The organism is Micromonospora sp. NPDC002717 (genome assembly GCF_040295705.1).
Classification (GTDB): domain Bacteria; phylum Actinomycetota; class Actinomycetes; order Mycobacteriales; family Micromonosporaceae; genus Micromonospora.
This window is the reverse complement of the sequence record NZ_JBEOVW010000029.1, coordinates 67249-76012: the sequence shown is the minus strand read 5'-3', so window position 1 is coordinate 76012 and position 8764 is coordinate 67249. Positions and strand designations below refer to the sequence as shown.

Below are 8764 nucleotides of genomic sequence, written 5' to 3'. Positions count from 1 at the left end.
CCGCCTTGGCGGTGCGGAACACGTCGGCGTTCTCCAGGTACGCCGAGACGATCTTGGCGCCCTTCGGCTGCGTCTGCCGGGTCGGCGTGGTCCGCTTCTTAGCCATTGAGGACCATGTCCACGGCCATGCCGATCAACTGGTCGATGATCAATCCGGTGATCATCTTGAAGATCGGGATCTGTAGCAGCGACGCGCCGAAGGTGACCGCCGCCGTGGCGATCGCCTGGGCGATCTGGATCGCCAGCACGATCAGCTGGATGATCACGTTGATCTTGAGGACGAGCACCACGCCCGCGGCGGCCATCAGGCCGATCCCGATGACGGTGGCCGGGTTCGCGGCATCGGCGATGTTGCGGGCCGCCGACTCCTTGTCGGTCCACTCGCTGGCGAAGGCGGTGAAGCTCTCGCCCCGGTTGGTGTCCAGCACCGTCCGCGCCGCCGACTCCAACTGGGCGACCGAGCCGTTGACCCGGTCCGCCATGCCGGTCCACTCGCCGGCGAGCTGGAAGATGGCCGTCTCGTCGGACTCCGGCCAGTCGTATCCGAGCATCGACAGCAGGGACGCCAGCTCACCCGGGAGCGTCAGACCCACGGTGACTCCTCTCTTCCGGGCTCAGCCCAGCTTGCCGAGGATCGAGCGGAACGCCTCGGAGACGTTGTCCTCCACGGCCTGGTAGCCGTCCGCCATGCCACGCAGGCTCTCGGCGTACGACTCCAGTTCGGTGATGTTGGTGCCCAGGCACTCGGCGACCGCCTCCACGCACGCCTGGTGCGCGACGCCGAGCAGCATGCCGATGTCGTCACCGCCGAACGCCTGCTCGTACCCGGCCACCGCGGCCTGGAAGGACTCGAAGGTCTGGCGCACGCTCTCCTTGGCCTCGCCGAGCTGCTCAGCGCCCCGGCGCAGCGCGTCGATGTCGACGTCGAGGGGTTCCACGGCTCAGCTCCGCTGCTGGAGCTTGCGCATGTTCTCGCTGATCGCGAGGCTCATCTCCCGCATCTGCCGCAGGCCCTGGTCCTGGATCCGCTCCAGGGTGGCGGTCATCGCGGCCAGGTCGGGCATCGGCTCGGCGTCGACCGCCGACTCCTGCCCGTCGAGGGCGGCGTTCACCGCCCGGCGCAGCTCCCCGGCGAGGTGTTCCGAGCCTTCGCGGAGCACCCGGGGGTCGATCTCGATCGCGCTGATCCGCCCGTCGGTGCCGAGGGTGACCCTGATCCGCCCGTCGGCGGCCTCTCCCACCGACTCCGCCCGCTCCCGGGGGACAGCGTTGCGGGAGGCGTCCCGCAACGCGGCCCGCGCCTGCGTCAGTTGCTGCTCCAGGGCACCGTCATCCAGCATGCCTCGCCTCCCCCGCGGCGGCCGTGCCAACCGGACCCAGCCTAGCGATCCGGCGCAACTCTCCACTACGGAGGCTCAGCCGCGCAGGTGGCCGTCCCCGGTGACCACGTACTTGGTGGAGGTCAGCTCGGGCAGGCCCATCGGGCCGCGGGCGTGCAGCTTCTGCGTGGAGATGCCGATCTCGGCGCCGAAGCCGAACTCCCCGCCGTCGGTGAACCGGGTCGAGGCGTTGACCATCACGGCCGCCGCGTCCACCCGGGCCACGAACTCCCGGGCGGCGGTGGCCGAGTCCGTGACGATCGCCTCGGTGTGCCCCGTGCCGTACCGCCGGATGTGCGCGACCGCCGCGTCGAGCGAGTCGACGACGGCGACCGAGATGTCCGCGGAGAGGTACTCGGTGGCGAAGTCCTCGTCGGTGGCCGGCACCACGGCCGGCGAGTGGGCCGCGACGCGGTCGTCGCCGTGCACGGTCACGCCCGCGTCGGCGAACGCGGCCAGCACCGATGGCAGGAAGGCGTCGGCCACCGCCGCGTGCACCAGCAGCGACTCGGCCGTGTTGCAGGTGGACAGCCGCTGCGTCTTGGCGTTCAGCGTGATCGCGACCGCCTTCGCCAGGTCGGCGGCGGCGTCGACGTAGACGTGGCAGTTGCCGACGCCGGTCTCGATGACCGGCACCGTCGACTCCTCCACCACGGTGCGGATCAGGGACGCGCCGCCGCGCGGGATCAGCACGTCGACCAGGCCACGGGCGCGCATCAGCTCCTTGACCGAGTCACGGGTGCTGGCGTCGAGCAGTTGCACCGCGTCCGCCGGCAGACCCGCGCCGGAGACGGCGTCGCGCAGCACCGCGACCAGGGCGGCGTTGGAGTGCGCCGCCGACGAGGAGCCGCGTAGCAGCGCCGCGTTGCCGGACTTCAGGCAGATGCCGGCGGCGTCGACGGTCACGTTCGGCCGGGCCTCGTAGATGATGCCCACCACGCCGAACGGCACCCGGATCTGGCGCAGCTCCAGCCCGTTGGGCAGGGTCGAACCGCGGACCACCTCGCCCACCGGGTCCGGCAGCGCGGCCATCTGCCGCAGCGCGTCGGCGATGCCCGCCACCCGCCCCGCGTCGAGGGCGAGCCGGTCCAGCACGGCCGCGCTCAGCCCGGCCGCGCGCCCGGCCGCCAGGTCCGCCTCGTTCGCCGCCAGGATCTCCGGCGTACGCGCCACCAGCGCGTCGGCCATCGCGACCAGCGCGGCGTCCTTGGCCGTACGCGTGGCGACGGCCAGCGCCTCCGCCGCCGTACGCGCCCGCCGGGCCTGCTCGCTCACGCTCATCGCCGCACTCCTCACAACAGCACGAGGTCGTCGCGGTGGACGACCTCCCGTTCGTACGCCGGGCCGAGCGCCGCGGCGAGTTCCGAGGTCGACCGGCCGAGCAGCCCGGGCAGCTCGACCGCGTCGTAGTTGACCAGCCCCCGGGCGACCGGCGCGCCCTCGACGTCCACCAGGTCGACCGGGTCGCCGGCGGTGAACGCCCCGTCCACGGCCGTGATCCCGGCGGGCAGCAGCGACTTGCGCCGGCCCACCACCGCGGCGACCGCGCCCGGGTCGAGGTGCAGCCGCCCCCGGGGCGAGGTGGCGTGGGCCAGCCAGAAGAGCCGGGCCGCCGGGCGCCGGCGGCTCGGGTGGAACAGGGTGCCGACCGGCTCGCCGGCCAACGCCGGGGCGGCCAGCGGTGCGGCGGTCAGCACCACCGGGATGCCGAAGCCGGTGGCGATCCGGGCGGCCTCCACCTTCGTCACCATGCCGCCCGTGCCCACCCCGGCCCGCCCCGCGCCGCCGATGTCGACGCCACTGAGGTCCCGCTCGTCGCGCACCTCGCTGATCCGGCTGGAGCCCGGGCGGGTGGGGTCGCCGGTCCAGAGGGCGTCCACGTCCGAGAGGAGCACCAGCAGGTCGGCGTGGACCAGGGCGGCGACGAGGGCGGCCAGCCGGTCGTTGTCGCCGAACCGGATCTCCTCGGTGGCCACCGTGTCGTTCTCGTTGACGATCGGCACCGCCCGCAGGTCGAGCAGCTTGCGCAGGGTGCGGTACGCGTTGCGGTAGTGCGCCCGCCGGGTCACGTCGTCGACGGTGAGCAGCACCTGCCCGACGGTCAGCCCGTGCCGGGCGAAGGCGGTCGCGTACCGACCGATGAGCAGGCCCTGCCCGACGCTGGCGGCGGCCTGCTGGGTGGCCAGGTCGCGCGGGCGCCGGGCCAGCCCGAGCGGGGCGAGGCCGGCGGCGATCGCGCCGGAGCTGACCAGCACGACCTCGCGGCCGTCGGCGGCGAGCGCGCCGAGGGTGCCGACGAGCGCGTCGACCCGCCCGTCGTCCAGCCCGCCGGCGGCGGTGGTCAACGAGGAGGATCCGATCTTGACGACGACCCGTCGGGCCGCCGTGACTGTGTCGCGCACCCGCCTATTCTGCGTGGTCGGTGCGGGTGCGCCCCGTCGCGTTCTCATATCGTGGCGGGTCGTGAGACCTGACGAGTACGTCGAGGCGGTGCTGGAACTGGTCGAGCGGATCCCGCCCGGCCGGGTGATGTCGTACGGGGCGGTCGCTGACGCGCTGGCCGAGCGCTCGGGGCGGGCGTCGGCCCGGCTGGTCGGCTCGATCATGGCCCGGCACGGCGGCGGGGTGCCCTGGCACCGGGTGGTGAACGCGGCCGGCCGCCTGCCGCCCGGGCACGAGCGGGAGGCGCGGGCCCGGCTGCGTGCCGAGGGCACGCCGCTGCGCGGCGACGGGGTGGACATGCGGGCGGCGGGCTGGTCCCCGGAAGAGGGGATGTGACCAACGCCATAACGTGAGTAACATTCGGCCCCATGGACGCGCCGCCGGGTGGAGCCGGCTCCCCGGGCGTGGCCGCGCCGGCCGTCCCGGTGCCGCCGGCCGCCGGCCCGCCCGCGTCGGGTGGGGCCGGGCTGCCGCGCCGGGTGCACGCGGGGTACGCGCTCGGGTCGCTGGCCACCGGCGCGTTCGGCACCGTGCCCGGGCTGCTCCTGCTGCCCTACCTGACCGACACCCTCGGGGTCGCGGCGGGCGCGGCCGCCCTGCTGGTGCTCCTGCCGAAGGCGTGGGACGTGCTGGTCAACCCGGTCGCCGGCCGCGTCTCCGACCGCACCCGGTCGCGCTGGGGCGCCCGCCGGCCGTACCTGCTGGGCGCCGGGGTGGCGCTCGGTGTGTTCTTCGCCGCCATCTTCGCCGCGCCGTTCGGGGCCGGGCCGGCCGCCGGGGCGTACGTCGCCGTCGCGTTCCTCGCCACCGCCACCGCCTTCGCCTTCTTCCAGGTGCCGTACGTGGCGATGCCGGCCGAGCTGACCGGCGACTACGCGGAACGTACCCGGCTGATGAGCTGGCGGATCGCGGTGCTGGCGCTGGCCATCCTCGTCTCCGGCGCGGTGGCCCCGCTGGTGCGCGACGCCGGCGGCGGTGGCGTCGCGGGGCACCGCTGGATGGGGCTCTTCGTCGCCGGGCTGATCGTGGCCGGCGCGCTCGGCGCGTTCCTCGGCACCCGGTCCGCCCCCGAGGGCACGGTGGGGGCGAGCGAGCCGACGCTGCGCGCCCAACTCGCCGTCGCCGGGCGCAACCGGCCGTTCCGGGCGCTGCTGGTCTGCTTCGTGGTGCAGTCCGCCGGGGTGGCCACGATCCTCGCCGGGGTCAACTACTTCGCCGACCAGATCCTGCGCGACCCCGAGGGCGGGCCGACCGTCCTGTTCGCCTGCTTCGTCGGGCCGGCGCTGCTGGTGATGCCGGTCTGGACCCGGGTCGGCGCGCGGGTCGGCAAGCCGACCGCCCTGGTCGCCGCGTCGCTGATCTTCGCGGCGGGCGCGCTGGCCCTGGTCGCCGCGCCGGTGCTGCCGGGGGCGGCGGTCTACCTCCTAGTCGCGCTGGTCGGCGTCGGGTACGCGGGCCAGCAGGTCTTCGCCCTCGCCATGCTCCCGGACTGCATCGCGTACGACACGGCGCGCACCGGCCGGCGGCAGGCCGGCGTGTTCACCGGCCTCTGGACGGCGGGGGAGACCCTCGGGCTGGCCCTCGGTCCGGGCATCTTCGGCCTCGTGCTCCAGCTCAGCGGCTACGTCTCCTCCGACACCGGCACCGCCGCCGCCCAGTCCGACGGCGCCCGCCTCGGCATCCTGCTCGGCTTCACCGTCCTGCCCGCGCTCCTGGTGGCCCTGGCCGTCCTCCTCCTCCGCCCCTACGATCTCACCCCCGCCCGCCTCGCCGAAGCCGAGGCCCAGGCCCAGGTCCACGCCGCCTCCCGCCCCGCCGTCGAGGCGGTCGCGGCGGGGACGGAAGCCGCTGAACCCCACGGAAAGGGCACCACGACTCCATGATCGACGAGAGGCCGGGCCGGAGCGCGCTGCCCGGGAGCGGGGTGCCCGTCGAGCGGGTGCTGGCCGAGCTGCGGGCGCTGCGGCGTGCCGACCGGCCCACGCACGGGGGGCGGCTCTTCGCGTACGTCTACGACCCGGCGGTGCCGGGGCTGGACGAGCTGGCCGCCGCCGCGCACGCCGGGAGCGCGCACGTCAACGGGCTCGACCCGACCGCCTTTCCGTCGCTGCTGGCGATGGAGAACGCGCTGGTCGGCGCGGCGGCCCGGCTGCTCGGTGGCGGCCCGGGCGGCGCCGCGCCGGACGCCGTCGGCAGCGTCACCAGCGGCGGGACGGAGTCGCTGATCCTGGCCGTGAAGGCCGCCCGGGACGCCCACCCGGAGATCGCCACGCCCCGGATCGTGGTGCCGGCCAGCGCCCACGCCGCGTTCGCCAAGGCGGCGCACTACCTGCGGGTCGCGGTGGACCCGGTGCCCGTCTCGGCGGCCACGCTCCGGCCCGCCGCCGCCGGCGTGGCCGCCGCCATCGGCCCGGAGACCGTCCTCGTGGCCTGCTCCGCCCCCTCGTACGCGCACGGCGTCGTCGACCCGGTCACCGAGATCGCCGGGGCGGCCGCCGAGGCCGGGGTGCGCTGCCACGTCGACGCCTGCTTCGGCGGCTGGACCCTGCCGTACCTGCGCCGGCTCGGGGCGCCCGTGCCGCCGTTCGACTTCGCCGTCCCCGGGGTCACCTCGATCTCGGTGGACCTGCACAAGTACGCGTACGCCCCGAAGGGGGTGTCGGTGCTGCTGCACCGCGACCCGGCGCTGCGCGCCCCGCAGTACTTCGCGTACGCGGACTGGCCCGGCTACACGATGGTCAACCCGGTCATCGCCTCGACCCGCTCCGGCGGCCCGATCGCCGCCGCGTACGCCACCCTGCGGCACCTCGGCGACGACGGCTACCTGCGGCTCGCGGCGGCGACGCGGGACGCCGTGGCCGGGCTGGCTGACGCCGTCCGCGCGGTCGACGGGCTGCGGCTGGTGGCCGAGCCGGAGTCGACCGTCGTCTGCTTCACCGCCACCGACCCGGGGCTGGACCTCTTCGTGCTGGTCGACGAGCTGACCGCCCGGGGCTGGCACACCCAGCCCCAGCTCGCGTACGCCGACCTGCCGCCGAGCGTGCACCTGACCGTGACCGCCGCGGTGGCGCCCCGGGTGGCCGAGTTCGGCCCGGCCCTGGCCGACGCGGTGGCCGCCGCCCGGGCGGCCGGGCCGGTCGCGCTCCCCGGCGAGCTGCTCGCCCTCGCCACCACGCTGACCCCCGACGCGCTCACCCCGGACCTGGTCGCCGGACTGGCCGCGGGGCTGGGCCTGGGCGACCCGGCCCCGACCGGCGCGGACGCCCCGGCGAGCCCGGTGCCGGGGCGGACGGCGGTGGTGAACACGCTGCTCAACGCCGCGCCGCCCGCGCTGCGGGAACGGCTGCTCGTGGAGTTCGTCGGCCTGCTGCAACGCCCGACCTGGTGACCGGCGGCGGCGCCCGTGCCGCCGCCGGTCACCTCCTCCCGGCACGGGTCACGCGGCGGGCAGCCTGAGGTCGGTCGGAGCGGTGTTGTCGGCGGGGGTGCGGTCGGCGGGGAAGGCGCCCCGCACGTTCGCCCGGACGGTCAGCGCGAAGCCGGTGAGTGTGCGGGCCGGCCCGCCCGGCGCGACGTCCACCCGCACCCGGAACCGGTACGACCGGGAGCCCCCCGCCGGGATCTGGCTGTCACCGGTGCAGAACATCGTCTTCGTGTCGTCGTTCTGGCCCTGGTGGAAGCAGCCGCCGATGCCGGTGCCGTCGAGGTTGATCGTCGCCTCCACCGGCAGCACCACGATCAGGTCCCCGCTGTCGTACGCGCGGGTGCCGGCGTTGGCCATGGTGACGTCGAGCCAGCCGGTGTAGGCGCCGCCGGACGGTTGCAGGGTGAGGGCGCGCGGGGCGTCGATCGACAGGTCGACGTACCGGGCCGAGGTCGCCGACGGCGTGCCGCTGGGGCGGGGCCCGGACGGGGCCGGCGCGCCGGTGGGCGGTGCCGGCGTCGCCGTGCGGCTCGGCGTCGCCGAGGGGGTGCCGCCGCTCGGGGCCGCGGACGGGCTGGACGGTGACGGGTCGGGTGGGGGCGATCCGGTCGAGGGCCAGGCGGAGGGAAGGTCGGTGGGGTCGGTCGCCGTCGCCGGCGCGGGCGGCAGGCGGACTGCGCTCCCGGCCAGCCCCACCGCGCCGGCCAGCAGGACGACCGCCGTCGCCACCGCCGGGACGGCGGTCCGGTTGCGCAGCCGGCGGTACGCCCGACGGCGCGGCTCGTCCGGATCAGGGTCGGTGACCTGACGCAGACCGGCGGAGCGCAGTTCGGCGAAGGCGCCCGCCAGCCGGTCGGGACCCAGGTCCCGCTGGTCCATCTCAGTCCACCGTCCTTCGGGTCGGGGTTGCCGCCGGGCGGCTGCCGTCCGGATGCTCCGGGCCGTTGTCGGAGAGGCTGGCGGCGAGTGTCGTGCGGGCGCGGTGCAGCCAGGACTTGACCGTTCCGGGGGCCACCGCGCATTCCTCGGCGATCTCGCCGACAGTCAGTTCGGCCAGGTAGTACAGCACCACCGCGCGTCGCTGCCGGGCCGGCAGCGTACGGAGTGCGGTGGCGAGCGCGACCCGGTCCGGGCCCGGTCCGTCCACCACCTCCAGCCGCTGGCGCTGGTGGAACAGCCGGGCCGTTCGCAGCCGGCGCCACCGGCTGACGCCCGCGTTCCAGGCCACCCGGCGGACCCAGGCCACCGGGTCGTCGTACCGGGCGATCCGGTGCCAGCGCGGCCACGCCCGGCTGAACGCCTCCTGCACCAGGTCCTGGGCCTCGCCCATGTCGCCGACGAACGCGTACAACTGCACCACCAGCGGCTGGAAGTGGTGGCGGTAGACGTCGTCGAAGCCGGGACCGGCATCCTCCACCACCGCGGCCCTCACCTCGATCGTCGGTCGCTCCGTCCCGCGTGGCGGAGGGGTGGTGCGCGGCCGTGGGGTCACCCACGGCCGCGCATCGGTCTGCGTCAT

Annotated in this window: 10 protein-coding genes; 3 read left to right on the top strand and 7 right to left on the bottom strand. The window is 75.5% G+C overall.

Features of this window, described 5'->3' with window-relative positions:
- Window positions 1–98: 98 nt before the first annotated feature.
- The 5 genes from ABT006_RS29365 to proB all read right to left on the bottom strand — a co-directional run bounded on the left by ABT006_RS29365 (window position 99) and on the right by proB (window position 3829).
- A complete protein-coding gene (locus ABT006_RS29365) occupies window positions 99–593 on the bottom strand; it encodes a WXG100 family type VII secretion target (RefSeq protein ID WP_350711618.1) in 495 nt (164 codons plus the stop codon).
- Between the two features lie 21 nt (window positions 594–614).
- A complete protein-coding gene (locus ABT006_RS29360; RefSeq protein ID WP_350711616.1) occupies window positions 615–938 on the bottom strand; it encodes a WXG100 family type VII secretion target in 324 nt (107 codons plus the stop codon).
- A gap of 3 nt (window positions 939–941) precedes the next feature.
- Window positions 942–1340 carry a YbaB/EbfC family nucleoid-associated protein gene (locus ABT006_RS29355; protein WP_350711614.1) on the bottom strand — a complete coding sequence of 133 codons (399 nt, stop codon included), beginning with the start codon at window positions 1338–1340 and terminating at the stop codon, window positions 942–944.
- 75 nt (window positions 1341–1415) lie between these two features.
- Window positions 1416–2660, bottom strand: a complete 1245-nt coding sequence (locus tag ABT006_RS29350; RefSeq protein ID WP_350711612.1) for a glutamate-5-semialdehyde dehydrogenase — start codon at window positions 2658–2660, stop codon at window positions 1416–1418.
- Window positions 2661–2671: 11 nt separating this feature from the next.
- Window positions 2672–3829, bottom strand: coding sequence for a glutamate 5-kinase (gene proB, locus ABT006_RS29345; protein ID WP_502891038.1), 1158 nt, complete (start codon window positions 3827–3829; stop codon window positions 2672–2674).
- A 13-nt stretch (window positions 3830–3842) separates the two neighbouring features.
- Between proB and ABT006_RS29340 the strand changes: the two genes are divergently transcribed.
- Genes ABT006_RS29340 through ABT006_RS29330 form a run of 3 tightly spaced genes read left to right on the top strand, consistent with a single transcriptional unit; the run spans window position 3843 to window position 7209 of the window.
- Complete coding sequence (locus ABT006_RS29340) at window positions 3843–4157, top strand: MGMT family protein (RefSeq protein WP_350711609.1); 315 nt, start codon at window positions 3843–3845, stop codon at window positions 4155–4157.
- Between the two features lie 32 nt (window positions 4158–4189).
- A complete protein-coding gene (locus ABT006_RS29335) occupies window positions 4190–5704 on the top strand; it encodes an MFS transporter (RefSeq protein WP_350711607.1) in 1515 nt (504 codons plus the stop codon).
- Window positions 5701–7209, top strand: coding sequence for a pyridoxal phosphate-dependent decarboxylase family protein (locus tag ABT006_RS29330; RefSeq protein WP_350711605.1), 1509 nt, complete (start codon window positions 5701–5703; stop codon window positions 7207–7209). Before ABT006_RS29335 ends, ABT006_RS29330 begins: the two co-directional genes overlap by 4 nt.
- A gap of 48 nt (window positions 7210–7257) precedes the next feature.
- Here the strand turns inward: ABT006_RS29330 and ABT006_RS29325 are convergent, their stop codons facing one another.
- Together ABT006_RS29325 and ABT006_RS29320 are read right to left on the bottom strand one after the other, a co-directional pair.
- A complete protein-coding gene (locus ABT006_RS29325) occupies window positions 7258–8124 on the bottom strand; it encodes a hypothetical protein (protein ID WP_350711603.1) in 867 nt (288 codons plus the stop codon).
- 1 nt (window position 8125) lies between these two features.
- Window positions 8126–8764: a SigE family RNA polymerase sigma factor gene (locus ABT006_RS29320; RefSeq protein ID WP_466025299.1), complete on the bottom strand. Its 639-nt coding sequence runs from the start codon at window positions 8762–8764 to the stop codon at window positions 8126–8128.